The sequence below is a fragment of the Rhodococcus sp. MS16 genome, assembly GCF_013277795.1.
Lineage (GTDB): Bacteria > Actinomycetota > Actinomycetes > Mycobacteriales > Mycobacteriaceae > Rhodococcus_F > Rhodococcus_F globerula.
The window spans coordinates 466,639-492,634 of the sequence record NZ_VBTM01000003.1; the positions used below are offsets into that span (position 1 = coordinate 466,639).

Here is a 25,996-nt window from a genome sequence, read left to right on the forward strand (position 1 = left end):
TCTCAGCCTGATTTCGGGTTGACCGAAGCTCCCCCGCTTGCGGCAACACTATCGCGTCTCGCGACCTTCCCATGCTGTCCACAGGTGCGCGTACCGCCCGCCCGCAGCCACCAGCTCGAGGTGCGGCCCCTCCTCCACGATCCGTCCGTGCTCGAGCACGATCACCCGGTCCGCTGCCGCCGCTTGCGTAAGTCGGTGAGCGACAACAAGAGTGGTCCGCCCGGCCGTCGCCGCATCAGCAGCTGCCTCCAATTCGCGGGCACCAGCACTTCCGGCCTCCGCCGTCGCCTCGTCCAGCACCGCAACAGCCGGGTCGGCCAAAACCAACCGGGCCAACGCCAACTGTTGTGCCTGCGACGCCGTCATCTCGTGCCCACCTTCGCCGACAGCGGTTGCAAGACCGTCACTCAAGGCCGCCACCCACGCAGACGCCCCGACGGTCTTCAGCGCCGACATCACGTCCTCCTCGGACGCTTCGGGCGCTGCGAGACGCAGGTCCTCGATCAGCGAGCCGGCAAATACGTGCACTTCCTGACTGACAATGCCGATGTGGCGTCGTAGGTCAGCGACGCCGGCCAACGCAACACCACCGATCAGCACGCTTCCCGACGTCGGTGCCCACGATCCGGCGGCGATCGCCGCCACCGTCGACTTCCCGGCACCGGTCGAGCCGACCAGCGCCACCCGCTCCCCCGCGGCCAGAGTGAGACTGACGCCGTGGAGAACCTCGCGGCCGTCGTAGCTGTGCCTGATGTCCCGCAATGTCAGTGAGCGATCGTGAGGTTCGGCCACGTCGATGTCGGCGCGGTCGGATTCCGGGATATCCACGACACCCACAAGGCGTGCGAGGCTCGCGCCCGCCGACTGCACTTCGTCGAAGGTGTAGAGAAGCGAACCGATCGGATTGAACAGGCGGTGGAACAGCAATGCTGCCGTTGTGGTCTGGCCGACCGTCACGATGTCGTCGCGCACCAGCAGGAACCCGACAACAAGGATCATGGACAGGCCCACGAACTCGGCCCGGTTCCCGCGCCCGGCGAACCTGGTGAACAGGCCGAACACTCCCACCGCAAGATCGCGGGCCTTCGCCGACGCGTCGTCGATTCGTCCGAGGTGCTCCTTCTCCAGGCTGTAGGCCCGCACCGTCCGAACACCTTGCACGCTACTGATCAATGCCTGCGAACGTGCACCCATCGCCACGCGCTCGGCCGCATAGATCGGCGCCGATCGTGGCAGGTACCACTTCAGCGCCATCGCGTACATCGGGAGCGCCACCAGACCGGCCAGTCCCAGACGCCAGTCCAGACCGAGCATGGTCACCATGCTGAGCGCGACCAGCAGAACGGCTCCGATCAGGTTCGGAATCACCTCGGAGACTGCCTTGGCGATCACGGCAACGTCATCGCCGACGCGAGAAAGCAGATCACCCTTGCCGACCTTCTCCAGCGTCGGCACAGGCAACCGCAGTGCCCGGTCGACGGTGCGCTCGCGTAGATCCGCGAGGATGTTCTCACCCAGCCTCTTGACCAGATACGACGCGTATCCCGTGAAAACACCGCCAACGACGGCCGCCGACGCGATGATCGCCACCACTGTCAGAATCGTCGACGTGGGGGCACCCTCACGAACCCGATCGACCAGGACACCGAACACGTAGATCGGTACCAACGCCATCGCGGCCGCTGCGGCCGACACCGCCACAACAAGAAAACTCTGCAGCTTCCGCTGCGCCAACTCCGACCTCAACCACTGCCAGGTTTCGCGCCCGCCCGCGATCGGCAGCAGTTCGCGTGTCTCTTTCCCGGTCATCGCAGAACCGCCCCTCGATAGTCGGTGTCGTGGTGAGCGAGTTCGGCATGCGTCCCCTGTGCCACTACTACTCCCCCATCCAGAACGACCACACGATCCGTTGCCGCCAGCAACGCCGGGCTGCTCGTGATCAGGATCGTGGTGTGCAGCGCTGTTCCGCTGTGGCGCAATTCCGCGATGCCTGCCGCAATCGACGCTTCCGTTACCGCGTCCACCGCGGTTGTCGGATCATGCAGCACCAGCACGGGCGCCTTCGTGAGCAACGCGCGTGCCAGCGCGACCCGTTGCCGTTGACCGCCGGACAGGCTGGCTCCGCGGTCGGTGACCTCGAGGTCGAGTCCATGGGGATGGGAGTCGACGACATCGGCGACGGCCGAGGCAGCCAGCACCTCCCCCAGATCCGAGGACTGCGCATCGCCTGCGCCAGCTGCGAGATTGGAGCCAAGCGAACCCCCGAACAGATCGGTCAGGTGCGGTTCCACCAGCACGGTGCGCCTGGCCAGTGCCAAGTCCATGTCCTGCAGCGAAATTCCGCCGATCCGCACAGAACCTCGGTACTCGTGTGCGCCCGGTTGCCCGGACAGCACCGTGGCCAGCGCCTCGGCGTCCTGCGGTTGGTACGCCACGACCCCCAACAATTCGCCGGCGTCGCAGTGCAGATCGACGCCGCCGAGTGAACGGAATTGCAGCCCTTCGAGAGTCAGATCGTAGCCCGGTGTCTCGGTCACCGAGCCCGGGGTCAGGATCGGATCGGCGTCGAGCACCAACGCCAACCGATCGGACGACGCGCGAGCAACCGCAAAATATCCGGGGAGAGAAGCAAGCAGGCCGAGCGGTTCGAGAAAGAACTGCGCCAGTCCGACCACGGTGATCAACTCCCCCACCGAGATTCGGCCCTGCAATGCGAAGTAGCCGGCACAACCGGCGATCCCCACAGCAAGCAAAGCGCTGACCGTCGCCGACACACCGGTGTAGATCGCAGTGGCCTTTGCCGTGTGGACCGCAGATGCGAGGGCTTCGCGACTTGCACCGCGATAGCGATCGGACGCCGACTTCTCCGCGCCGATGCCGCGGAGCGGCCGCAGTCCACTCACCAAGTCCGTTGCCATTGCCGATGCCCGGGCGATCGACGCCTGCTTCCCCGTCGCGCGGGACGTGATCAGCGGCGCCGACAGTTGCAGTAGACCGAGAATGACCGGGGTGCCGATCAACACCGCCAGCCCCAGCGTGACGTCGATCCACAGCAACGCGACAGCCGACGCCACCGCGGCGGTCAGTGCCGCTGCTGCCCGCGGCACGATGTCGGCTATCCAGGACGCCTGTTCCGCGTCGGACGTCGATACCGTGAGCAATTCGCCGGATCGCAGGTTCGTGTGTACACCTCGCGGGTCGAGAACGCGGTGTGCCACTTCGAGGCGCAATCTGTGTGCCTCCTGCTGCATCGCCGTCACGATGAACCGAGCACCGAACCGCCAGGCTGCGGTGAGCACGAGAAACAACGCACCGAGCGCACAGATCGACACGACGAGCGTGGTGGTGTCCGAAGTCTCGATTGCCCGATCGATGATGACACCGATCGAAATCGGCACCGCGGTTTCGGCGAGTTGATGCAGGCACACCAGAACGGTGCCGATGGCCAGCGGTCCCCGATTACGCACGAGAACTCGACGCAAAATCGCAGCCCCACTGCTTTTACCTGCGCCTGATTCACCCGAATCGACGGCTTCACTCACCTGGGTCGTGCTCATGGAACTCCAAGCATTGATAGGGACGAGAATGTCCGGTAGACACAGAAGTAAGTCGACCCTAATGCATGAGCAACTAGCGTTGACGTGCCCAGTTCTCATAGAGTCGCTGTAGAACCATTGCTTGCGGAACCATTGCTTGCGCCGTGCAGGCAAGCACGAGAGGAACATGATGTCTGAGAAGACGACCGTCGAAGCCGAAGTCGAGATCCCGGACGAGGAAATCGAGACCGTAGCCGAGGAAACCGCCCGTATGGCACAGCGCGTTGTCGCTGCGTACGCGGAAGACGCCGACGAGTGCAGGATGCTGCTCTCGATGCTCGGAATCAGCCCCGTCAGCAAGCTCGACTGAATCTCGATCGAGTCTCTCACCTATACCTAACGAGAAGGAACCACGTGTCTGTCAGTCCGGAATCGGCCAGCTCAATCCCCTCTGACGACGCAGTTGCTCTCTCCGCAGAGAAGACCGTGTCCGGGCAGGCCGAGTTCGTCGTAGTAGCGAACCGCCTGCCCGTCGACCTGGAGCGGTTGCCAGACGGTTCCACAAGATGGAAGCGCAGTCCCGGTGGTTTGGTCACCGCTCTCGAACCGATCTTGCGTAGCAAGCAAGGTGCGTGGGTCGGCTGGGCCGGTGTTGCCGACGCCGACATGGACCCCATCGTCGAAGACGGACTGGAGCTGTACCCGGTACCGCTCAGCGCCACCGAGATCAACGAATACTACGAAGGCTTCTCCAACGCCACGCTCTGGCCGCTCTATCACGACGTCATCGTCAAGCCCGAGTACCACCGCGAATGGTGGAACGCGTACGTCGAGATCAACCGCCGCTTCGCCGAAGCCACCGCCAAGGCTGCGGCCCACGGCGCGACGGTCTGGATCCAGGACTACCAACTTCAACTCGTACCGAAGATGCTGCGGATGCTGCGCCCCGACCTCACCATCGGGTTCTTCCTGCACATTCCGTTCCCGCCGGTCGAACTGTTCATGCAGATGCCGTGGCGAACCGAGATCATCGAAGGCCTCCTCGGCGCCGACCTCATCGGTTTCCACCTTCCCGGCGGCGCACAGAACTTCCTCTTCCTCGCCAGGCGGCTTGCGGGACAACAAACTTCACGCGGCAACGTCGGCGTCCGCTCCAAACTTGGTGTTGTGCAGGTGGGTTTCCGCACCGTCCGCGTCGGCGCGTTCCCCATCTCCATCGACTCCGGCAAGCTCGACGAGCGATCACGCTCCAAGGCAATTCGCGACCGCGCCAAGCAGATTCGCAAAGAAATCGGCAACCCCAAGAAGATCATGCTCGGCGTCGACCGCCTCGATTACACCAAGGGCATCGACGTCCGGTTGAACGCACTGCACGAACTACTCATCGACGGACGGATAGATCCCGCCGATACCGTCATGATCCAGTTGGCAACTCCCAGCCGCGAGCGCGTCGAAAGCTACGTCCAGATGCGCGGCGACATCGAGCAGATGGTCTCCCGCATCAACGGCGAGTTCAGTGAAGTCGGCCGCCCTGTTGTCCACTACATCCACCGACCGGTCGACCGCGACGAACTCATTGCGTTTTTTGTTGCCGCCGACCTCATGTTGGTCACCCCACTTCGCGACGGCATGAACCTGGTTGCCAAGGAATACGTAGCGTGCCGCAGCGACCTGGGCGGCGCTCTACTGCTCAGCGAATTCACCGGTGCGGCAGCAGAATTGCGTCAGGCATTCCTGTGCAACCCCCATGACCTCGACGACGTCAAGGACTCCATGGTGGAAGCACTGAACCAGCCGAAGGAAGACGGACGACGCCACATGCGCGCCCTGCGCCGTCAGGTACTCACTCATGACGTGGACCGTTGGGCTCACTCGTTCCTCGACGCTCTCGCGCACGGCGGCGCTGCGGGGCCGGCACTGATCGCACCGGACGAGAACCACGAAATCGACGACAACAACTGAGTACGCCGGCATGAAACAACCCGGCCGAGGGGACTCCCTCGGCCGGGTTGTTTCATGTCGAGCATGTGTCGATCAGAACGGCTGAACGCTATTCACCAACCAGCGACCATCCTGCTTCTCCAGCCCCATCTTGACGCGGCTGCCACTGGCGACTGCCTCCGGCGAATCCTTCGACGTCGTAATCTGATTGAGGAAGAGCATCGTGGTGGCGGTATCCGGTGCGGCATCGAGAACTGCCGCGCCCTGTACGACAACCTGGACGGTCAGCGCCTTCTCCTGCGCGCCGGGAATGATGACCGACTCGATCAACTCGGTGAACTGATTCTGGAAATCGCCGGTCAATCCTTCTGTTGCCGAGTGCAATTGCTGATCGACATTGTTGTGGTCGTACTGGAACATCGCGACTGCCTGGTCCGAGGACACTTGCACCACTTCTTCTCTGGTGTTGTCCGTGGCCGCCAGATCCCGAGTTCCGTCCGGACCGAAGTACAGATACGCCGACAAGCCTGCCAGTGCAATCGCCAGCGCGCTGATCACGCACAAGACGATGGTCAATGGTGACACGCGCGCGGACGTCGCGCCTGTAGCTGTAGTTGCTGGGTCTGTCGTCTCCGGGGTCATGGCACAAACTCCACATTCGAGGCAAGGAGCTGCCCGTCGGTATCGCACATGGTGATTCGCAGGCGATAGTTGCGTTCCTCGGGCTCGGGTTGCTCCGCGTTTTTCTGCATTGCACGCACCGCGACGAGCGAGGTTCCACAATCGCCGTCGATCTTTTCCAACCCGGCTTCGAGGATCTCGCCGTCCGTCTGGACGCCTACCTGTCCGAGAACGTCGACAAACGAGTCCTTACGTCCGTCGAGTTGCGATTGAAATTCCTCGGTGGTGCCGGCCAAGAACTTGTCGAGATCGGCGCCCGCAGTCTCCGAATGCAGAGTCGTCAGGTTGAGCGCTGTGGTCCGCGCACCGGCGATATATGCGGACCGTTCTTCCTCAGCGCTGGAAGCCTTGCTGCGATCCACCAACAGCAGTACAGACACCACCGCAAACACCAGCGCGACAATGGATGCCAGGACTATCCCGCCGACCAACTTCCCGGACTTCGGTGGCGTTGTTGCCGGAACCGGAGGTTCGGAATCCGGTGACACCGCCGCAGGCGCCTTCGGCTCTTCAGCGTGCGACTTCGGTGCACTGACACTCGCTTCGGTTTTGGTCAGTGCGACAGGTTGTTCAGCCGGTTTCTCACTGGGCACTGCCTTTTCACTGGGCACTGCCGTTTCACTGGGAACTACCGTCGACGCTGCGTCTGTATCTGCGCCGGTGGGTCCGGCGCTCCGGGACGCGCGACGGCGCACCCGCTGCTTGGGTTCTTCTTCGTTCATCAACCTTGCTGACCCTTCATGAACTCTTCGAGACTGATGTCTCCGCCGGCACCGAGTTTCGGCTGCGAGTACGTCCTCCCGTCGGGTCCTATGTACGTGCCTGTAGTCGGATCGTACCGACGTGCGGTGACGCCAGGCTCCGACGCATAGGAACTGGGGGTCGCGGTGATCGGTTGCGGCGGCCCGGTCTGCGGATTGGTGCCCAGGGGCTCGTAACCGGTCCTGCACTGTTCCACTGTCGCGGCGCGGCGCCCCGGGAATTCCGCGCACGGCAGGTTGCGTGCACCGCGCACGGCGATCGGCGAGTCCTGGGCTATGCGGCAGAACAGATCCGACGGAGTTGCGATCGGTGATTCGTCCGCGGGACTGCGCCACTGCTCGGCGGGGAGGAATCCTGTGGTGCACGGCGGCGGATCGTTGACTTCGAGGTGGAAGTCGACCAAGGCGCCATCCGCGGGGTTTCCGGAGCCGGCGACCGTAACGAGCGCTGCCGACAGCGGCGGGTAGATCACAAGGATCTGCTCGATTGCGTTGTTGTACAACACCCCGACCTCACCGACGGACACCAGGTTCGCCAAGAGAATCGGCAACGTGGGTTGAAGATCCTGGAGAAGTGCATTGGCCTCGGACGCCGCTGCCGGGCCCTTCTGGATAATCGCCCGCAGATCCGGGTCACTGGCCCGCAACTGGTCTGTGAAGGTCACCAGATCGCTTGTCCACGAACGGATGGCGTCGCTGCTGACAATCTGGGTGTCGAGCAGCGGTCCGGCCTGCTCGATCAGTGTCTTGGTGGCGTCGGAGTTGTTGTTCGCTTCTTCGACGAACAGGCGAGCCGAGTCGATCAGCTTCTGCAGATCCGGTCCCGCACCGTTGAACGCCTTGAAGGATTCGTCGATGACGGTCTTGAGTTTCGTGTCGGAGATGCTCTGCAGCAACAGATCTGCCTGATCGAGTAGCGCGCCGACATCCTGGGGTACGGAACTGCGGTCAACCGGTATGACGGAGCCGTTCTCCAAATGACCGGATACGACGATGGCACCGGAGGAGTCGGTGTGCGGGATCAGATCGACAAACTGCTCGCCGATCGCGGACACGCTTTTGACCACGGCGTCGACGTCGGCCGGAATCTCGACTCCGCTGTCCATGGACAACTGGGCGTTCACACCGGTTTGTGACAACTCGACGGCCTTCACTACGCCGACGCTCTGGCCGCGGTACGTCACGTTGGAGTTCTTGTACAACCCACCGGTGGAGGGTAATTCGACGGTGACGGCGTAGCGTCCGATCCCGATCATCGCCGGAACACGTACGTATTGTGTTGCCATCACGACCAGACCGATGACGGTCAATACCGCGAAGATGACAAGCTGGATGCGGACGAACTTTGTGAGCATCATGGTGCTGGTGCCCCCTGAGGAAGTCCTGGAATGGTGATCGGCGGAAGTCCCGGGATCGTGATGGTGTTCGGGTCCGCCGCGGGAGCCTCTGCTGCCGGAGCCGGGGCTGCGGGAGCCGGAACTGCGGCCGGCCTGAGTGGATCACTCAACGGGTTGCCTGCCTGCCCGCCCAGCCCTGCTTGCGTGCCGAGAACACCTTCCGGGCCGCCCAGGGAACCTGCAAGCGGTGTACCGGTGAGGAAGTTCGCGTCGAGTCGCGGCAGCGTCAAGTCGATGGTCATGGCCAGGTTGGCGTAATCGCCTCGAATGACGTTGTCGATTCCGTTTTGCGGGAACGGGAACGTGAGCAGAACCCCGAGCACCTGCGTCAGCGCATTACCGGAATCGGCCAGCGCTTTCAGAGTTGGAGACAGCGACCGAACATTGGTGGCAAAATCCTCGCCGCTTTCGTTGATGACGCGACTGGCCACCTCACTCAGGCCGCCGAGGGACGTCAACGCGTTGGTGATGTCCTGACGTTGTGCCACCAGGATGTCCAGTGCCGGGGGGATTCCGTCGAGCGCCTTGTTCAGAGTGTCACGTTGCGCCTCGACGGTGTACGACAGCCGGTCGATACCTTCCATCGCCGAAATGATGTCTCCGCGTTGCTTGTCGAGGCTTCCGACGAGCTGGTCGAGTTGCGGGAGCAAGTCGCGAACAGCATCCTCTCGCCCGATGAGTGCCGCGTTCAATTCCGTGGTGATGTCCTGCACCTGTGCTAGTCCGCCACCGTTCAGTACGACGGACAACGAAGACAGCGTCTGCTCGGTGGTCGGGTAGGCACCCGCTCGTTCGAGGGGAATGACGTCGCCGGCCTCGAGACGCCCCTCCGGCGCCTCCTCGACCGGCGGAGCCAGTTCGATGTGCTGCGATCCGAGCAAACTGGTCTGCCCGATCTTCGCGGTCGCGTTGGCGGGCAACTCGACCTCGGGGTTGAGCGACACCGTCACCAGAGCATGCCAGCCCTGGACCTCGATATTCGAGACGCTCCCCACCGCCACGTCGTCCACCCGAACGGGTGAATTCTGCGACAGGGTAGTCACATTGGGCATCTCGATCTGAACCTCGTACGACCCCTCGCCTCGGCCCTGGGTGCCGGGCATGGGCACGGAGTTCAGCCCGTTCCATTCACAACCACTGGCGCCGAGAGCGACGCCGACGGCCAACGTCACCACTACTGCTTTACCTCTCGCGCGCATCAGTTGCCTCCCCCCATGTTGAAGAGTTCGGTGAGGTCCTTGGGCACGGACGGCATCGGCACGCCGTTCAACGGATCTGCTGCCGCCTGCGGGGCCGACGCGGCCTGACCCGGACTTGCCGCCGCTTCCAAACCGGGCTCCGTGTACACGATCTGGTCCGGGAAGGCCTGAACTCCGGAAACCGGGTTGAAGAGGAATCCCGGGTAATTCATGATGAGCGTGCTGAGCACCGGGCCGAGATACTCCTTACACAGGTCGGCACTTCTCTCAGCTGGACCGGTATCGATGGCTTGAATGGATCCGCAGATCCACTGAATCGGATTCTTGAAGTTACTCAGTGCAATTGCACCGGTCATGCTGCCCTGCGCCGGCTTGTAGATCTGGTAGAAGTTGGCCAGCGACGTCGGGCCCGAGTGGAGTACCTGTTCGATCTCGGGGCGCTTGTCGGTCAGTACCTGGGTTGCGTCGGCCAACCGCGCCACCGATTCACTCAGAGCTGCCTGATTGTCGTTGACAAACCGCTGGACGTCGCCCACCGCGAGGTCGAGATCGCTGAGGGCCGTGCCCAATTCGTCGGAGCTGCTTGCGAGAACACTGCTGACCGAAGCGAGATGTCCGCTGAATTGCACGATCTGCTCGTTACTCGAGGACAGCGCGGTGACAAACGCCTGCAGGTTACGGATGGTGGAGAAGAGATCCGTCCGGCCTTCCGACAGTGTGTGCATGGTGGCGGACAACTCGCGCAACGTCATCCGAATGGATTCTCCGTTGCCCTCGAGGTTGTCGCCGAGCGTATTGATGAAGCGTCCCAATGAACCTTCGTCGTCGATACCTTCCGGGCCTAGTGCCTCGGAGAGTTTGGCAAGTTCCGTTTTGATCTCGTCCCACTCGACCGGGACCGCGGTGCGTTCGATCGGAATAACGCCACCGTCTGGCATCTGGTCACCACCGGAATAGACCGGGGTCAGCTGAACGAACCGCGCAGAAACGAGGCTCTGCGCGACGATGAGTGCCTGAGCATCCGCTGGTACGTCGACGCCGCGGTCGACAGCCATCTCGACATAGGTGTCCTGATCTCGAGGCTCGATCTTCGTGACCTTGCCGACGTTGACGCCGAGTACGCGGACGACGTCGCCTTCGTACAGTCCCGTCGTGGACACGAAGTGGGCGGAGATCTTGGTCTTGCCCAGTCCCGGAATCAGAAGGTAAGCCGCGGCCGCGACGAGTAGGACGACCAGCGCCGCAGCGCCGATCAGTACCCACTTCTTACGCGAGCCGGTGGAGGCTGTTGTGTCGGTCATTCTCCTGGCCCCCTGATCGTCGGCGGAATCCCGGGAAAGAAGTCCTCGAGGTCCGACGGAATTTGTTCGGGATCAACGCTGCTGTCCACCAGGGTCTTCCACCAGTTACTGGGAAGAATGTTGATGATGAAGGCGTCGAAGAACGGTCCGCTTGCCACGGTCTCGCCGAGTGCCGTGATGTACGGGCCGAGGCCGTCGAGCGCGCCGGAGATGTTGTCCTTGTTGTTCTGAAGAACCTCGGCAACAGAATTCAGCTTCTCGAGGGTGGGACCCATCTGGGCCTCGTTCTCCACAACCAACCCCGAGAGCTGACGTGATACCGCTGAGGTGTTGACGATCAGCTCACTGATCGCGTCACGACGCAAGCTCAGCTCACCGAACAGCTTGTTTCCGTCCACCAGCAGAGAGTCGATCTGCCCGCTGCGATCCGCGAGAATCTTGGTGACGTCCTCAGCGCGCGAGAGCAATTGGAGCAAACTTTCGTCTCGCGCGTTGATGCTCTGCGAGAGCCGAGTCATGCCGTCGAGGGCTCCCCGCAACTCCGGCGGGGTGTCGGCAAGCGTATCCGAGATCGCGTTGAGAGAATCGTTGATCTGTTCTGTGTCGAGTTCCGCCGCGGTGGTACCGAGATCCCCGAGTGCTTCGTTGAGTGAGTACGGAGAGTTGGTGCGTTCCAAGGGGATCGGCGTACCGGTGCGCAACAGCCCCGGCCCCTCGGACCGAACGGCCAGCGACTTGCGGCCAAGCACGGTATTCGTCTTGATGTCGGCTGACGTCTGTTCTCCGAGTGCAATGCCGTCCTGGACGGTGAAGGTGACCAGCACGCTTTGATCGTCGAGTTCGACCTCGCTGACCTTGCCGACGTTGACGCCTGCCAGCGTCACGTTGTCACCGGCAACCAAACCGCCTGCGTCGGCGAAGTAAGCGGAGTGGCGGATACCGCCGGACAGGAACTGGAGCTGATCGTATTGCAGTGTGGCACCGACCGTCGCGACAGCCAGGACCAGACCGACGACGCCGATCTGTACGGGATTTCGTTCACGGGCAGGACTCATTGTGTCTTCGCGCACCTTCCCGTGGTCTGTACTGCCGTGGGCAGGACGATCGTGGTTCCGTCAGGGCCGGAGAATTTGAAGGTGTTGGCGCACAGATAGAACTGGAAGAACGAACCGTAGGTTCCGACGCGGATCAGCTTCTGGTAGTCCGAGGGCAGACGCGCGAGTGCGGTGTTGATGTCTTCCTTGCCCAGATCGAGTTGTGTCATCGTGCGGTTGGTTTCACCGATCAACGTCTGAATGTCCGGACGGGTAGCTCCCAGTAGCGCCGCAAGATCCCCTGTTGCACCCGCGATTTCGGTGATCGAATTTGCGATCGGACCGCTGTCCTGCGCCAGACCACTCACCAACTGCTGGAGTTGATCGATCGTGGTGGAGAACTGATCGCCCTTGTCATTGATCGTCCCGAGAACGTCGTTGAGATTGGTGATCACGTCACCGATCAACTGGTCGCGATCCGCGAGCGTATTGGTGAACGAATTGGTGTTTCCCAGAAGAGAAACCAGAGTTCCGCCCTGGCCTTGCAGGACATGAAGCAGCGCTCCTGACAGATCGTTGACTTGCTGAGGATCCAGCGCGCGCAGGAGCGGCTTGAAACCACCGAGCAACAGATCCAGGTCCAGAGCGGGCGATGTCTGATCAACCGGAATCGAACCGCCGGACGACAAAGATTCGGTCGAACCGGTGCCTTCCAGTAGCTCCATGTAGCGATCGCCGACCAGGTTCTCGTAGCGGACCGTCGCTTTGGTGCTCTTCATCAACGAGTACTGGGTATCGACGTCGAAGCTGACTTCAGCCTGGTTGGAATCATCGATGGACACGCCCGTCACGGATCCGACCGGAACACCGGCGATCCGCACCTTGTCGCCGGACTTCAGACCGGAAACATCGGCGAACGTGGCGTGAAAACCGTTGCTACTGCTGAATCGCACCTGACTGAACACGATGGCCAGTCCGGCAAAAATCACCGACATGACGAGTGTGAAGATCAAGAGCTTTACCGTTGTCGGTCTCATCACTCCCCGTCCTGTTCGTAAGAGTCCCCGAAGAGGAACTGGAAGATCGTCGGAACCGTCACCTCGAACTCCGTGTTGGGTACGAACGGCACGTTTCCGGTGTTGGTGACCGCAAACGGGGCCTTACCGTCGACCTTCGGATCGAAGGTGGGGAAGCCGTAACAATTCGGGCCGCCCGATGCGGCAACCTTGGGAAGGGACTCCGGATTGGTGTACGCCTTTGCACCCCACATGAAGCTCGCACTGAGCATCAAGGCCGCTTTGTCACCGGTGCCGGCCATCGGCTCGAATTTGATGCGCCCGTCGTTCAATCCGACGAGGAAGCACGTCAGACCGGGTGAGTATTCCTCGAGCAGCGTCGTGGTTGCCGTCAGGGTGTCCAGGGACGTGGTGAGGTCCTGCTCGTTGTCGGTCAGCAAGGCGTTACCGGTGTTGGCGAGGCCGGTGATGTTGAGCAACAGCAGATCCAGGTTGGCCTGCTCGGCCACGATGGAACCACTTGTAGTGGTTGCGTTGTCGAGGATGCGCAGTAGGTCCGGTGCCACGTCCGCGTACAGGTTGGTGACCGTGGCCGCGCTCGCCAGATCCTCTTGCAGTTGCGGCAGCGTGGGATTCATCTTCTGCAAGTAGGTGTCGCCCAATTCGAGAACCTCGCCGAGTGCTTCGCCGCGGCCGTTGAGTGCCGTCGAAATAGCACCGAGTGTTGCGTTCAGCTTTTCCGGCTCGACCTGGGCCAGTACCTCCGAAAGATGTTCGAACACACTGTTGAACTCGACGGTCACGCTGTCGGAGGTAATGACCGCACCTTCTTGAATGGGCTGTGTCGACGGATCGTCCGGGATGACGATGTTGACGTACTTGGCTCCGAAGACGGTGGTGGACTTGATCTCCACGCCGGCGTTGGACGGAATCTTCGACATCTGGTCGGGATACATCGCCAGTTGCAGACTCGCTTGATCTCCGTCGAGGGAAATCGATTCGACGCTGCCCACCTGCACGCCGCGCAATTTCACCTTGGCGTCCGGTTCCATGACAAGACCGGCGCGAGCGGACATCACGGTGATGGGGGTGCTCTCGGTGAAGCCGCCCGCAAACATGGTGAGTGCGACGGCCACGATTGCCGCGAGTCCGAGGATCAAACCGGCCGCGGCAAGTTTCTTGTGCCACCTGGGAACTGTCATTCTCTCCGTCCCCTATCCCGACAAGTTGAAGTTGCCGGACCCACCGTAAATGGCGAGTGAGATGAGCAGGGTGACGGTGACAACCGCAATCAGTGAGGCGCGCACCGCATTACCCACGGCGACGCCGACGCCGACCGGGCCACCGGTCGCGTTGAAGCCGTAGTAGGTGTGAATCAACATGACCGCTAGGGCCATGACTATCGCTTGCGCAAACGACCACAATATGTCCGTGGGTATCAGAAAGGTTGTGAAGTAATGGTCGTACACACCGCCGGACTGGTTGTACAGGTACACCGTCGCAAAACGGCTGGCCATGAACGACGCAATCACTGCCAGCGAGTACAACGGGATGATGGCGATCATACCGGCCATGACACGGGTGCTGACCAGATACGGGATGGACGGGATGGCCATCGTCTCCAGGGCGTCGATCTCCTCCGACACACGCATCGCTCCGAGTTGCGCGGTGGAGCCGGCACCGATGGTGGCGGCCAAACCGATTCCCGCGATGACGGGTGCGGCGATACGAACGTTGATGAACGCTGCGAAGAATCCCGTCAGTGCCTCGACGCCGATGTTTCCGAGCGAGCTGTAGCCCTGCACGGCGATGGTGGCTCCGGTGAAGAGAGTCAGGAAGCCGACGATCACGACGGTGCCACCGATGACGGCCAGTGCTCCGGTTCCCATGCTGATCTCGGCGATCAAGCGAAGTGTCTCGCGTGGATAGCGCATCAAAGCCTTTGGTGCGTGTCCGATTGCTTTCGCGAAGAACAGTGCCTGATCACCGATGCTGTCGACGCCGCGAGAGACGGATCGAATCTGCCGCCGAGTTCGCGGGAAACGCCCTGCTGCTGCCAATGCCATCAGTACGCCTCCCGTCCGTCGTGGTGTGTCACAGTTCTCCTGCTCGCCGTGCGCCTCATCCGGCCGTCAACTTGATACCGATGGTGGTGATGAGCACATTGACGACGAACAGCGCCATGAAGGCGAACACGACGGTCTGGTTGACGGCGTCGCCGACGCTCTTGGCGCCGCCCTTGACGTTGAGCCCGAGATACGAGGCGACAAGTCCGGCGATCATGCCGAAGAGTCCAGCCTTGACCATCGAGAGCATCAGCTCGCCGAATCCGGTCAGCAAGGTGATGCCGTTGACAAATGCTCCGGGGTTGACGTCCTGGATGAATACCGAGAACACAAAACCGCCGAGGATACCGATGGTAATGACCAGGCCGTTGAGCAGCAGGGCCACTCCGGTGGACGCAAGCACCCGAGGCACAACAAGCCGCTGGATCGGATTGATGCCGAGCACTCTCATCGCGTCGATTTCTTCGCGGATGGTACGGGCGGAGAGGTCCGCGCAGATTGCGGTGGCGCCGGCGCCGGCGACGATGAGGACTGTCACGATGGGGCCGACCTGTGTGACGGTGCCGAGCGCGGCTCCCGCACCGCTGAGGTCGGCAGCGCCGATCTCCCGCAACAGGATGTTGATGGTGAAGCTGACGAGCACGGTGAACGGGATGGCGACCAGCACGGTGGGGACCATCGAGACCCGGGCTACGAACCAGGCCTGATCGATGAATTCCTGACGCTGGAAGGGACGAGAAAAGACTGCCCGCAAGGTTTCCGCTGACATCTGAAAGAAGCCACCGACCGCCCGTAATGGCACCTCGACGAGGTCTACCATCCGTCCTCCTCGTCTCTTGTTGCCGCAACACTGTCTGTTTGCATAGTCCAGCCCCCGACAGCTTGTGACTCAGGTCATATTAACTAGAACGTGTTCACCTGTCAAAAACGGGCGCATATCACCGGGAATAGCCAAATTTCACGACCGGGAAACCCTGCATCGAACACACCTCATACTGTCCGCCATTTGCGGCCAAATGATCGAAATATCATGCAAGTTAATACTTTTGGTGGATGATCAACATCGGCGATGCCGTCAACAATCAGAAAACGCGCGCTCCGTTCGCGGGTTCTACCACCCTGTCCATGACGCGCGAAATTAGAACACAGTCCACTTTTTTGAAGACCGACAGTCTCGCATTCGCGACAAATCAGTCATTCGGACATGTGACCATGCTCTTTCTACCAAAAAACACGACGACAACGGCGATATCTGTGAATTCGAGTTTCGTGTCGTGGGCAAGCCGGCAGCAACTCGCGTCAGCCCAACTCCCGAAGAGCTGCAGAAGCCGAGAACATCGTGGCGGGATCCCGGTCGGCAAAGTAATCACCGATCGCGACGGACAACGACTCGGGCGACCAGGCCGCCCCGTCGGCGTCGAACCGCCGCTCCACCACGGGCGCCGCCATCAGCGCGACCATGGGGCCGTAGACGATAAAGACCTGACCGTTGACTGCGTCTGCTGCCGGCGATGCCAGATACGACACCAACGACGCCACATGCTCGGGTGAGAGCGGATCGATGCCCTCGTCCGGCGCGTCACCGAAAACACCCTCGGTCATCGACGTCCGTGCCCGTGGGCAGATGGCATTGGCGCGCACCCCGTATCGAGACAACCCGCGAGCGGCGGAGAGAGTCAGCGCCGTGATGCCCGCTTTGGCGGCACCGTAATTCGGCTGACCTTCCGGCCCCAGCAATCCCGCTTCGGACGACGTATTGACTATGCGCCCGTACACCGGCGCGCCGGCTTCCTTCGACTTTGTGCGCCAATACGCAGCGGCGTTGCGGCACAACAGAAAATGCCCACGCAGATGGACTTCGAGTACCAGATCCCAGTCTTCGTCGGACATGTTGAACAGCATCCGATCGCGGACGACTCCGGCGTTGTTGACTACGATGTCGACACTGCCGAACTGGCCTTGCGCCTTCTCCATGAGCGCGTCCGCCGTGGAACGTTCGCCGACATTGCCGGCTACAAATTCGACCTTGGCGCCCAGGCTACGAATCTCGTCGAGAGTTGCTTCGACGGCCTCGTTCGGCGCCAGATCGTTGACAACCACCGACGCGCCGGCTTTCGCCAGGGCGATGGCCTCGAACTTTCCGAGTCCCGATCCGGCACCGGTCACGATGGCGACCTTGCCTTCGAGACTGGTGTCCTCGCTCTTCACAGCATTCATCGACGCGTTCTCCCAGTTCTGTGCGATCGTGAACCCGACCGTCTCGGCGGAGCCTGTCGGGCCTCACGACTTCGCAACTTTAGAACGTGTTCCTGTTTTGGGCAATAGCCCTCACGGATGTTCCGTCAATGCGGCGCGTGGGCACTGGGCGATCGCGGAACGAACATCCTCCCAGCGATCCTCCGGTGGACGCGCCGAACTGATCACCAACTCCTCGTTGTCGTCGAGGTCGAAAATATCGGGGGCGATACCGACGCAGACTCCGTTGGCCTCACAACGGTCCAGATCAACCCTGACCTCCATGGGTATTCCTCTTCTCTACTCACACATTTGGGCGCCACAGACTAGTGGAGAAACGGGCATCGCAGGGCTGCGCTCCGCACCGTTCCTGCCATAACACTAGAACCTGTTCCACCTCGTGTGCAATGATTCGGAAAAGTAGCAGAAACGAGTGCCTGGATTCGCCCACGTGCGTGCCACGCCCGGAGAACCTGCCTATAGAACCTGTGCCAGATAGTCGATTTGTATCTCTACTTCGAGAGGCAACCATGCACATCACCTACACACCTGAGCAACAAGCGCTTCAGGAGGAGTTGCGCGCGTACTTTGCTCAACTGATGACCCCGGCTCGCCGCGAAGCCCTCGCAGCCACCACCGGCGAGTACGGCGAAGGAAACGTGTACCGCGAGGTTGTGGCACAGATGGGCCAGGACGGCTGGCTCACGCTCGGCTGGCCCAAGGAGTACGGCGGGCAGGAACGATCCGCCATGGACCAGCTGATCTTCACCGACGAAGCTGCGATCGCCGGAGCGCCGGTGCCCTTCCTGACCATCAACTCCGTGGCCCCGACAATCATGCATTTCGGCACCGAGGAGCAGAAGGCATTCTTCTTGCCGAAGATCTCGCGCGGCGAACTGCATTTTGCCATCGGGTATTCCGAGCCCGGAGCCGGAACCGACCTGGCATCGCTGCGCACATCCGCCGTCAAGGACGGCGACGACTACATCATCAACGGTCAGAAGATGTGGACAAGCCTCATCCAGTACGCGGACTACATCTGGCTCGCCTGCCGCACCGATCCGGAAGCCAAGAAGCACAAGGGAATCAGCATGCTGATCGTCCCCACCACCGCCGAAGGATTCTCCTACACACCGGTGCACACCATGGCCGGACCGGACACCAGCGCCACCTACTACCAGGATGTGCGTGTTCCGGCGTCGTCGATCGTCGGTGAGGAACACGGCGGCTGGGGCCTGATCACCAATCAGCTCAATCACGAACGTGTTGCGCTTACCTCGGCCGGTCCGATTCTGACGGCGCAGCGCGAGGTCCGCGAGTGGGCCCAGAACACCAAGCTTCCCGACGGCCGACGCATGATCGATCAGGAATGGGTGCAGATCAACCTGGCGCGGGTTCATGCCAAGGCCGAGTACCTGAAACTGATGAACTGGGAAATCGCGTCGACCACCGATCACGCTCCTGGCCCGGAAGCGGCGTCGGCCAATAAGGTGTTCGGCACCGAATTCGCCACCGAGGCTTACCGATTGCTGATGGAAATCCTCGGAACGTCGGCCGTCATCCGGCAGAACTCCCCCGGCGCGGTCCTACGTGGACGAATCGAACGGATGCACCGTTCCTCGTTGATCCTGACGTTCGGCGGCGGCACAAACGAAGTGCAGCGCGACATCATCGGTATGACGGCCCTGGGCTTGCCGCCCTCAAAGCGATAAGGACACCTCGCGACATGGATTTCACCTTCACCGAGGCCCAGAACGATCTGGCCGGCCTCACCCGCGGAATTGTCAACGAACTGGTCACCAACGACCGCCTCCGTGAACTCGACGCAGCGCAGGACCGCACCGACCGTACGCTGTGGGCGGCGCTCGCATCGTCCGGCGTTCTCAGCGCAGCCTTGCCGGAATCGGTGGGCGGAGACGGATTTGGCGTGCTCGAGCAGTGCAGCATTCTTGTCGAATTGGGCCGGGCTGTTGCGCCGGTGCCGTATCTGACGTCCATCGTGTCGTCCGCCGCCGCGATCGCGGAATTCGGCGACGACACCCAGCGCGCCGACTGGGCTGCGCCCGCAGCACGCGGCGAGAAGATCCTGACAGCAGCGCTGTCCGAAGAATGGGGCGACAATCCGGCTCTCCCGTTCACGCGTGCGAACCGAACGGAAACCGGTTGGGAGCTGACCGGCACGAAGATCGTGGTCGACAGCGCACCGATAGCCGACCTCTTCCTGGTCCCCGCAAGCACCGACGACGGTGTTGTCGTGTTCCTGGTGCAGCCGGGCGACGTCGGTGTCAGTGTCACAAGGCAGTCGATAGTCGACTTCGGCAGCGCAGGCCAGGTCGATCTCGATGCGGTCCAACTACCGGACGACCGGGTGCTCGGCTCGGTGGCTCGGGGCTCCGAGATCAGCGAATGGATCGTCGAACGTGCCCGACTCGGTTCCAGCGCATACCAATACGGTGTACTCGATCAGGCCCTGAAATTGACCGCGGAATACGCGCGCGAGCGAGTCCAGTTCGGTCGCCCGATCGGCAGCTTCCAGGCTGTGGCTCAACGACTGGCCGACGGGTACATCGACGTCAAGGGAGTGCGTCTGACTCTCTGGGCAGCGGCCTGGCAACTGAGCGAATCTCTCCCTGCCACCGAGTCCGTCAAGACCGCGAAGTTCTGGGCAGCCGACGCCGGCCACCGCGTCGCACACACCGCCGTCCACGTCCACGGCGGCGTCGGATTGGACGAGGATCACCCGATCCACCGGTACTTCCTCGCTGCCAAGCGTCACGAATTCCTGCTCGGCAACACCACCGATCTGCTGCGCAGTCTCGGTAAGGAACTCGCTGACGAGCCCGCATGAGCTTGTCTCATTGAGCGGAGTCCCACCAAGCGGAATACCCGGACCTGGTCCTCGACGAATCGGTAATGATGCAATTATGAGTGAGAGCCCCACCGTTTCAGATCTGCTCCTCGGAGTCAGTGAGATCGACTCGTACGGCATCCGATTCGAGGACCAGGTCATCACCTGGCGCGAGCATATCCAGGCCTCGTTCGACCGCGCCGCGATGCTCGATGCTGTGCTCGACCACGAGCGTCCACGACACTTCGGTTTGTTGATGGAGAACATTCCGGAGTTCTCGCTGCTACTGGGCGCAGCGGCCTTCTCCGGCACGGTGCTGGCCGGACTGAACACGACGAGGCGGGGGCCGGCGCTGGCTCGAGATGTCGCATTGGCCGACTGCCAGATCATCTTCACCGAGAACAGTCAGGCGCATCTTCTCGACGGTGTCGACCTCGGCGATGTTCGGGTGATCAACGTCGACTCGCCGGAGTGGACGGAACTGTTGGCGCCCTTCGCCCATTCCCCGCACAACGCCTGCGCAGTCTCTGCCGACGACCTGATGATGCTCATCTTCACCTCCGGGACCAGCGGCGATCCCAAGGCTGTTCGTTGCACGCACTCCAAGATCGCAGATCCCGCGATCATGCTCGGTGATCGATTCGAACTCGGGCCGAGCGATGTCATCTACATGGCAATGCCGATGTTCCATTCCAACGCGATCATGGCAGCGTGGGCAATCGCGTTGCACCGCAAGTGCGCAATTGCCATGCGTCGCAAGTTCTCCGCTTCGGGATTCCTCCCTGACGTCCGCAAGTACGGCATCACCTACTCCAACTACGTCGGCAAACCGCTTTCCTTCATCGCCGCGACACCCGAGCAGCCCGACGATCACGACAACACTCTGAAGATCATGTACGGCAACGAGGGTGCCGCTCCCGCAGTCGCCACGTTTGTCCGTCGCTTCGGCGCGCGCGTCATCGACGGATTCGGTTCCACCGAGGGTGGAGTGTCGATCGGCGCAGCGCCTGTCCCCCGTGCCGGCACTCTGGGACTGCTCCCCGAAGGCGTGAAGATTCTTCACCCCGAAACCGGAGTTCCCTGCCCACCTGCAGAATTCGACGCGGATGGCCGGATCGTCAACGCAGACGAGGCAACCGGCGAAATGGTCAACGTGACCGGTCCGGGAGCCTTCGCCGGGTACTACAAGAACCCCGAAGCCGACGCCGAACGTATGCGCAACGGTCAGTACTGGACCGGCGACCTCGCGTACGCCGACGCCGACGGATACGTCTACTTCGCGGGGCGCAGTTCCGGGTGGCTGCGCGTCGACGGCGAGAACATCGGCGCCGCCCCCATCGAACGCGCGCTGACCGCCTACCCCGGCTTTGCGCAGGTGTCCGTCTACGCAGTCCCGGACAGCGATGTCGGCGACCGAGTGATGGCGTCGGTCATCCCGGTAGGTGATGTCAGCAACTTCGATCCCGAAGCGGTTGCCGCATACATAGATTCACGTCCTGAGCTGGGCCCGAAGCAGAAGCCCACACTCATCCGGGTCTGCAGCGAATTTCCGCGGACCGCAACCTTCAAAGTTGTCACCCGAACCCAGAGCGCGGAGCGCTGGAATACCAGCGATCCGGTCTGGATCCGTCAACGCGGCGAGGCCGAATTCCAGTTGCTCACGCCTGAGCGGGCGCTCACTCTCGAGAAAGTCACGGTCGGAGCACAGTGAAGGTGCGGCGTCGGCTCAGTAGTGTTGCGCGAGCGGCTTGTGCGCTGACACCGTCTTGTAGAACTCGGTGAGCTGAAGCTTCGACGCCGCGGCTTCGTCGACGACAACTGTTGCGTGTGGGTGCAATTGAAGAACCGATGCGGGACAGACCGCGGCGAGGGGTCCTTCGACCGCGGCGGCGATCGCGTCTGCCTTGTGTTCTCCGGTTGCGATCATCACAAGATGCCCTGCGTCGCAGATCGTTCCGAGACCCTGTGTGATGACGTGGCGCGGAACGTCGTCGAGGCTCTCGAAGAATCGTGCGTTGTCTATCCGGGTCTGTTCGGTCAACGTTTTCACCCGTGTGCGTGAGGTCAGCGACGACGTCGGCTCGTTGAATCCGATGTGGCCGTTTGCCCCGATGCCGAGGAGTTGTACATCCACCGGACCGTTGGCGGCGATCGCGCGATCGTAGGCTGCGGCAGCGCCGAACGGGTCTCCGGTAGTTCCGTTCGGACTGAACACGCGAGCACTGTCGAGGTCAAGGTGATTGACCAGCTCGGTCCGGATTACCTGCGCATAGGACTCGGGGTGTCCATCTGGGAGGCCGACGTACTCGTCGAGCAGAAAAGCCTGCAGGCCGGCAAAACTCAAGCCTTCCTCGCGGTGGCGCCTCGCAAGTTCGCGGTAGACGGAGAGCGGCGACGATCCAGTTGCCAAGCCCAAAGTTCGTGCGCCGGAGCGTACTGCGTGGTCGAAGATATCGGCGACAACCGTGCCGGCTGTATCCGCGTCGTTGACGATGACAATTTCCATCGGAGTTCTTCCTCTCAGCTTTCCATGGTGTTCGTAAGCCAGTTTCCCGAAGCCATGACTGCTCGGGGCAAAAGTTTTTTGTCGGTAACGACAAGATCGGCGCGGCATCCCGGGACGAGGTCACCGACAATCCCGGTCAATCCCAACAGCGCGGCGGGAGTTGCAGTTGCGGCGGTGACCGCCGCGAGCAGATCCACCCCGGCATCGAGCACCGTCCGACGCACGATGTCCATCAGCCTGCTGGTACCGCCGGCTATTGCGGTGTCGCCTTGTCCGGCAAGTCGGGCCACTCCGTCGACAACGTCCACGTCGAGTGGACCGAGCGGGTACCGCCCATCCGGCATACCTGCTGCCGCCATGGCGTCGGAGACCAGAGCAATCTGATGTGGGCCGACAAGATCGAACACCGTGGAGACAGTTTCATCGGCCAGATGGACACCGTCGCCGACCAACTCGACCACCATCTGGCCACGGGCTGCGGCCGCCAGGCAGGCAGCCACTGCGCCAGGCTCACGGTGGTGCATAGGCGCCATTCCGTTGAAAAGGTGTGTGGCACTGAGCGGTGCGTGAGCCGAATGTGCGATCGATCGGGTGGCGGTCGGATTGGACGCGTCGGTGTGACCGATGCTGACCACCACGCCGTTCTCGGTCAGCATGGTCGACAGTTCGGCAAAATGCGCGGTCTCGGGTGCGATGGTCATCGAGCGGATGTGACCGCGCCCGGCAGCCAACAGCGACTCGAGCAGGGCTGGATCGCCGTCGAGAATGCTTGCAGGATCCTGTGCACCACAACGCAGTACCGACAGGAACGGACCTTCCAGATGGATTCCGGCGAGCGTGCCGCGCTCCACAAGCGACGCCAGCAATTCGATGCGGCCATGCAAGACATTCGGCGGCGCCGACACCAACGACCCGATCACCGAGGTCGTTCCGTTGTGTCGGTGGTGATCCGCCGCTGCGGTGGAACCGTCGCGATCGGCTTCCGGGAAACCGAATCCGCCGGCCCCATGGCAGTGCACGTCCACGAGACCGGGAATGATCGTCGTGCCCGGATCAGCAGGTTCCGGGAGCTGGTCCGTCCGCTCCGACGCGGGTCCGGCCCACACCACTCGATCACCGGACGTCTCGACAACTCCGTCGGCCAGCATGCGGCCTCCGGTGATCAGCTTTCCACGCAGGATCACGACATCACCTGTGTTGCAACAGAACTGTCCATGTCGGCGATCCCCAACTCGCGAAGTACCGCGTCCGCGAGCACATAGTGCCCGTTCTCGTTCGGATGGAACGCATCAGCCAAGAGTGACGGCGGCGGACCCTCAGGTGAATCCGCGAACCACTGCTCGTAGTGATCGATGAAGATCGCGCGCGTCGACGCGGCAACCCGGCGGGTCATCTCGACGTAGTCGATCAGCGCGGATCGCGTCGGCGCGTTCGGGACGTCGATGGGCGGCGGCGTCTGCAGAATCGGAACGGCACCGAGCGCACGTGAGCGGAAGATGATGTCGGACAGGTCTTCCCGGAATCGTTCGAGATCGACGCCGCCGCCGAGAGCGTCGTTGGTGCCGAGCATGATCAACACCACCGACGGCTCGAAGATCTCGATGCGATGGGCAAATCCGTCACGGACGTCGGACGAGCGGTTACCGCTCACGCCGGTGTTGATCACAATGTGATTGAACAACGACATCTCGCCACGGATGCGTTCCGCAAAGTGTTCGACGTAGCTGCGCTGCCCGTTTGTGTGAGCCAAACCCTGCGTGATGCTGTCGCCGGTGAACACCCACCGGATCGGTGTGGACGAATCTTTCAGCAGTGCTTCGACTCTGCGACGCTCAGCCGTCATCGACCATCGCTCCGCGCGCCCGCGATCGCCTTGGCGAACGTCGCGGTAATGAAGGCTGGATCGGTGATCGCGGTACCCACCACTACCGAATCCGCACCAAGCGCAATCGCCTGCGCTGCATGCTCCGGGCTGTGGTAGCGACCTTCCGCAATCAGCACTGCATCGGGAAGTGCGTTCCTCAGTTCCGAGATCAGCTCCAGATCGGGACCACTGAGCCGTCGACTGTTCTCGGTGTAACCGGCAAGGGTACTCGAGATGATGTCGGCGCCGGCCTCTGCGGCCGCAATGCCATCTTCGAGCGTTCCACAATCAGCCATCACCAGAGCGCCTCGCGCATGGACTGCCTCGACGGTATCCGCGAATGTCAATCCGTCCGGGCGTTCGCGCAATGTCGCGTCGGCTGCAACGATCTGTGCACCGGCGTCGACAACGTCCAACGCGGATTCTCGTGTCGGAGTGATGAACACCCCGGAGGATCCGATCTTCGTCAGACCGATCACCGGCACCGTCACAGCAGCGGCGACAGCGGCGACGTCGGGTGTTCCGCCCACTCCGCCGCAGCGAATCGCGGCAGCGCCGCCGTCGACGGCAGCCCTGGCCATCCGCTTGATTGTTGCCGTGTCACGCAGCGCGTGCCCGTGCCCAGCCTGGCACGAGACGACCAGCTTTCCGCTGATGATCTTCAGTAACTCGTCGAGTGTCATCGTGAAACCTCTGTTCGTGTTGCGGCGGCAAGCAGTCCGGCGCCCACCAATGGCGCGTCGGTGCCCAACCGTGCCGGGAGAATGGCGGTCTTGGCGATCGGCTTCATCGCTTCGACTCGGAATGCCGACATCAAGGGCGACAGCAGATCTGCTCCGATCTGGGCGGCGCCGCCGCCGATCACGATCACCTCGGGATCGAAGGCCGTTGCCACTCCGGCCAGAACCCGGCCGAGTAGTTCACCCGCATCCGTGATCACTGCGCGGGCAATCGGGTCACCCGAGTGCATCAGTGCAACCACCTTCTGCAGAGGCTGCATGGGAACACCAGCCCTGGCGGCATACTCGGCAGCCATGGCGGGTCCGGAGGCAACCGCTTCGAGGTGATCGGTGCGGCCGCAGCCACAGCCGATGGCACCGGCCGCGGGAACGAGCAGATGTGCCAGTTCACCGGCGGTGCCGTGAGCGCCATGACGGAGTTCACCGCCGATGGACAGCGCGCCACCGATGCCGGTGCCGATCGAGACGAACAACACGGAACTCCGACCGTGGCCGGCACCGATCATGTTCTCCCCGTGCGCCATAACTCGCACGTCGTTGTCCACGGTCACCGGCAGCGACGTACGCGCTTCGAGCTCACTGCGCACCTCTGCGCCCATCCACCCGGGCAGGATGTCGGAAGCGAACACCACTCGACCACTGGACCGATCGACGATTCCCGGTGCACCAACACCGATTCCGTCAACGGTGTGTGTGACGCGTAACTGGTCGATCAGTGCAGCTGTAGTGTCGAGCACCGCATCTCGGCCCGCCGCCGGTGTTGCTGCGCGAACGGATTCCAGTACTTCACCTGAGGAGGTAACCACGGCTGCAGCTACTTTGGTGCCCCCGATGTCGACACCGATCCAACGCTCCTGCCCGTGCGTCATCG

24 protein-coding genes are annotated in these 25,996 nt (G+C 62.1%); 5 read left to right on the forward strand and 19 right to left on the reverse strand.

All coding sequences use genetic code 11. The annotated features are described in order from the left end of the window. Positions 1 to 48 precede the first annotated feature (48 nt). Both FEZ60_RS07245 and FEZ60_RS07250 read right to left on the reverse strand, forming a co-directional pair. Complete coding sequence (locus FEZ60_RS07245) at positions 49 to 1,809, reverse strand: ABC transporter ATP-binding protein (RefSeq protein ID WP_172935801.1); 1,761 nt, start codon at positions 1,807 to 1,809, stop codon at positions 49 to 51. Next, positions 1,806 to 3,557, reverse strand: coding sequence for an ABC transporter ATP-binding protein (locus FEZ60_RS07250; protein WP_172935802.1), 1,752 nt, complete (start codon positions 3,555 to 3,557; stop codon positions 1,806 to 1,808). Before FEZ60_RS07250 ends, FEZ60_RS07245 begins: the two co-directional genes overlap by 4 nt. 166 nt (positions 3,558 to 3,723) lie before the next feature. Here FEZ60_RS07250 and FEZ60_RS07255 point away from each other — a divergent pair, with 166 nt between their 5' ends. Together FEZ60_RS07255 and FEZ60_RS07260 are read left to right on the forward strand one after the other, a co-directional pair. Then, positions 3,724 to 3,906 carry a hypothetical protein gene (locus FEZ60_RS07255; protein WP_033232282.1) on the forward strand — a complete coding sequence of 61 codons (183 nt, stop codon included), beginning with the start codon at positions 3,724 to 3,726 and terminating at the stop codon, positions 3,904 to 3,906. A 116-nt stretch (positions 3,907 to 4,022) separates the two neighbouring features. Beyond that, positions 4,023 to 5,498, forward strand: a complete 1,476-nt coding sequence (locus FEZ60_RS07260) for a trehalose-6-phosphate synthase (protein ID WP_275586642.1) — start codon at positions 4,023 to 4,025, stop codon at positions 5,496 to 5,498. Positions 5,499 to 5,570: 72 nt separating this feature from the next. On the opposite strand, the gene FEZ60_RS07265 is transcribed toward FEZ60_RS07260, so the two are convergent. From FEZ60_RS07265 to FEZ60_RS07320, 12 genes are all read right to left on the reverse strand, one after another. Continuing rightward, positions 5,571 to 6,119 carry a twin-arginine translocation pathway signal gene (locus FEZ60_RS07265; protein WP_033232284.1) on the reverse strand — a complete coding sequence of 183 codons (549 nt, stop codon included), beginning with the start codon at positions 6,117 to 6,119 and terminating at the stop codon, positions 5,571 to 5,573. Further along, positions 6,116 to 6,880 (reverse strand): hypothetical protein, encoded by a 765-nt coding sequence (locus FEZ60_RS07270; RefSeq protein ID WP_052683577.1) that lies wholly within the window; start codon positions 6,878 to 6,880, stop codon positions 6,116 to 6,118. Before FEZ60_RS07270 ends, FEZ60_RS07265 begins: the two co-directional genes overlap by 4 nt. Next, the gene (locus FEZ60_RS07275) at positions 6,880 to 8,277 is read right to left on the reverse strand and encodes an MlaD family protein (RefSeq protein WP_116102277.1); all 1,398 of its coding nucleotides are present in this window, start codon (positions 8,275 to 8,277) and stop codon (positions 6,880 to 6,882) included. The genes FEZ60_RS07270 and FEZ60_RS07275 overlap by 1 nt, the downstream gene beginning before the upstream one ends. After that, positions 8,274 to 9,515 carry an MCE family protein gene (locus FEZ60_RS07280; RefSeq protein ID WP_116102279.1) on the reverse strand — a complete coding sequence of 414 codons (1,242 nt, stop codon included), beginning with the start codon at positions 9,513 to 9,515 and terminating at the stop codon, positions 8,274 to 8,276. The genes FEZ60_RS07275 and FEZ60_RS07280 overlap by 4 nt, the downstream gene beginning before the upstream one ends. Then, positions 9,515 to 10,816, reverse strand: a complete 1,302-nt coding sequence (locus FEZ60_RS07285) for an MCE family protein (protein ID WP_033232287.1) — start codon at positions 10,814 to 10,816, stop codon at positions 9,515 to 9,517. The genes FEZ60_RS07280 and FEZ60_RS07285 overlap by 1 nt, the downstream gene beginning before the upstream one ends. Further along, the gene (locus FEZ60_RS07290) at positions 10,813 to 11,871 is read right to left on the reverse strand and encodes an MCE family protein (protein ID WP_033232289.1); all 1,059 of its coding nucleotides are present in this window, start codon (positions 11,869 to 11,871) and stop codon (positions 10,813 to 10,815) included. Before FEZ60_RS07290 ends, FEZ60_RS07285 begins: the two co-directional genes overlap by 4 nt. Continuing rightward, on the reverse strand, positions 11,868 to 12,887 hold the full coding sequence (locus tag FEZ60_RS07295; RefSeq protein WP_033232291.1) for an MCE family protein: 1,020 nt from the start codon (positions 12,885 to 12,887) through the stop codon (positions 11,868 to 11,870). Before FEZ60_RS07295 ends, FEZ60_RS07290 begins: the two co-directional genes overlap by 4 nt. Further along, a complete protein-coding gene (locus FEZ60_RS07300; protein ID WP_033232292.1) occupies positions 12,887 to 14,068 on the reverse strand; it encodes an MCE family protein in 1,182 nt (393 codons plus the stop codon). The genes FEZ60_RS07295 and FEZ60_RS07300 overlap by 1 nt, the downstream gene beginning before the upstream one ends. A 12-nt stretch (positions 14,069 to 14,080) precedes the next feature. Beyond that, positions 14,081 to 14,932 (reverse strand): ABC transporter permease, encoded by an 852-nt coding sequence (locus FEZ60_RS07305; RefSeq protein ID WP_033232293.1) that lies wholly within the window; start codon positions 14,930 to 14,932, stop codon positions 14,081 to 14,083. Positions 14,933 to 14,987: 55 nt separating this feature from the next. Further along, positions 14,988 to 15,752, reverse strand: a complete 765-nt coding sequence (locus tag FEZ60_RS07310; RefSeq protein ID WP_033232294.1) for an ABC transporter permease — start codon at positions 15,750 to 15,752, stop codon at positions 14,988 to 14,990. A gap of 479 nt (positions 15,753 to 16,231) precedes the next feature. Further along, a complete protein-coding gene (locus FEZ60_RS07315; RefSeq protein WP_045068701.1) occupies positions 16,232 to 17,149 on the reverse strand; it encodes a 3-oxoacyl-ACP reductase in 918 nt (305 codons plus the stop codon). A gap of 111 nt (positions 17,150 to 17,260) precedes the next feature. Continuing rightward, positions 17,261 to 17,452, reverse strand: a complete 192-nt coding sequence (locus tag FEZ60_RS07320) for a ferredoxin (RefSeq protein ID WP_033232296.1) — start codon at positions 17,450 to 17,452, stop codon at positions 17,261 to 17,263. A 245-nt stretch (positions 17,453 to 17,697) separates the two neighbouring features. Here FEZ60_RS07320 and FEZ60_RS07325 point away from each other — a divergent pair, with 245 nt between their 5' ends. The 3 genes from FEZ60_RS07325 to FEZ60_RS07335 all read left to right on the forward strand — a co-directional run bounded on the left by FEZ60_RS07325 (position 17,698) and on the right by FEZ60_RS07335 (position 21,726). Beyond that, positions 17,698 to 18,879, forward strand: coding sequence for an acyl-CoA dehydrogenase family protein (locus FEZ60_RS07325; RefSeq protein ID WP_045068700.1), 1,182 nt, complete (start codon positions 17,698 to 17,700; stop codon positions 18,877 to 18,879). A gap of 14 nt (positions 18,880 to 18,893) precedes the next feature. Continuing rightward, positions 18,894 to 20,015 carry an acyl-CoA dehydrogenase family protein gene (locus FEZ60_RS07330; protein ID WP_172935803.1) on the forward strand — a complete coding sequence of 374 codons (1,122 nt, stop codon included), beginning with the start codon at positions 18,894 to 18,896 and terminating at the stop codon, positions 20,013 to 20,015. 76 nt (positions 20,016 to 20,091) lie between these two features. Beyond that, on the forward strand, positions 20,092 to 21,726 hold the full coding sequence (locus tag FEZ60_RS07335; protein WP_045068692.1) for a long-chain-fatty-acid--CoA ligase: 1,635 nt from the start codon (positions 20,092 to 20,094) through the stop codon (positions 21,724 to 21,726). A 15-nt stretch (positions 21,727 to 21,741) separates the two neighbouring features. Here FEZ60_RS07335 and nagB read toward each other — a convergent pair whose 3' ends face one another. The 5 genes from nagB to FEZ60_RS07360 are packed head-to-tail and all read right to left on the reverse strand — an operon-like array spanning position 21,742 to position 25,994. After that, positions 21,742 to 22,521 (reverse strand): glucosamine-6-phosphate deaminase, encoded by a 780-nt coding sequence (gene nagB / locus FEZ60_RS07340; protein WP_033232300.1) that lies wholly within the window; start codon positions 22,519 to 22,521, stop codon positions 21,742 to 21,744. 14 nt (positions 22,522 to 22,535) lie between these two features. Beyond that, a complete protein-coding gene (locus FEZ60_RS07345) occupies positions 22,536 to 23,705 on the reverse strand; it encodes an amidohydrolase family protein (protein ID WP_033232301.1) in 1,170 nt (389 codons plus the stop codon). Further along, positions 23,702 to 24,364: a GDSL-type esterase/lipase family protein gene (locus FEZ60_RS07350; protein ID WP_172935804.1), complete on the reverse strand. Its 663-nt coding sequence runs from the start codon at positions 24,362 to 24,364 to the stop codon at positions 23,702 to 23,704. Before FEZ60_RS07350 ends, FEZ60_RS07345 begins: the two co-directional genes overlap by 4 nt. After that, the gene (locus FEZ60_RS07355; protein ID WP_172935805.1) at positions 24,361 to 25,068 is read right to left on the reverse strand and encodes an N-acetylmannosamine-6-phosphate 2-epimerase; all 708 of its coding nucleotides are present in this window, start codon (positions 25,066 to 25,068) and stop codon (positions 24,361 to 24,363) included. The genes FEZ60_RS07350 and FEZ60_RS07355 overlap by 4 nt, the downstream gene beginning before the upstream one ends. Beyond that, positions 25,065 to 25,994, reverse strand: a complete 930-nt coding sequence (locus tag FEZ60_RS07360; protein WP_172935806.1) for an ROK family protein — start codon at positions 25,992 to 25,994, stop codon at positions 25,065 to 25,067. The genes FEZ60_RS07355 and FEZ60_RS07360 overlap by 4 nt, the downstream gene beginning before the upstream one ends. Positions 25,995 to 25,996: the final 2 nt, after the last annotated feature.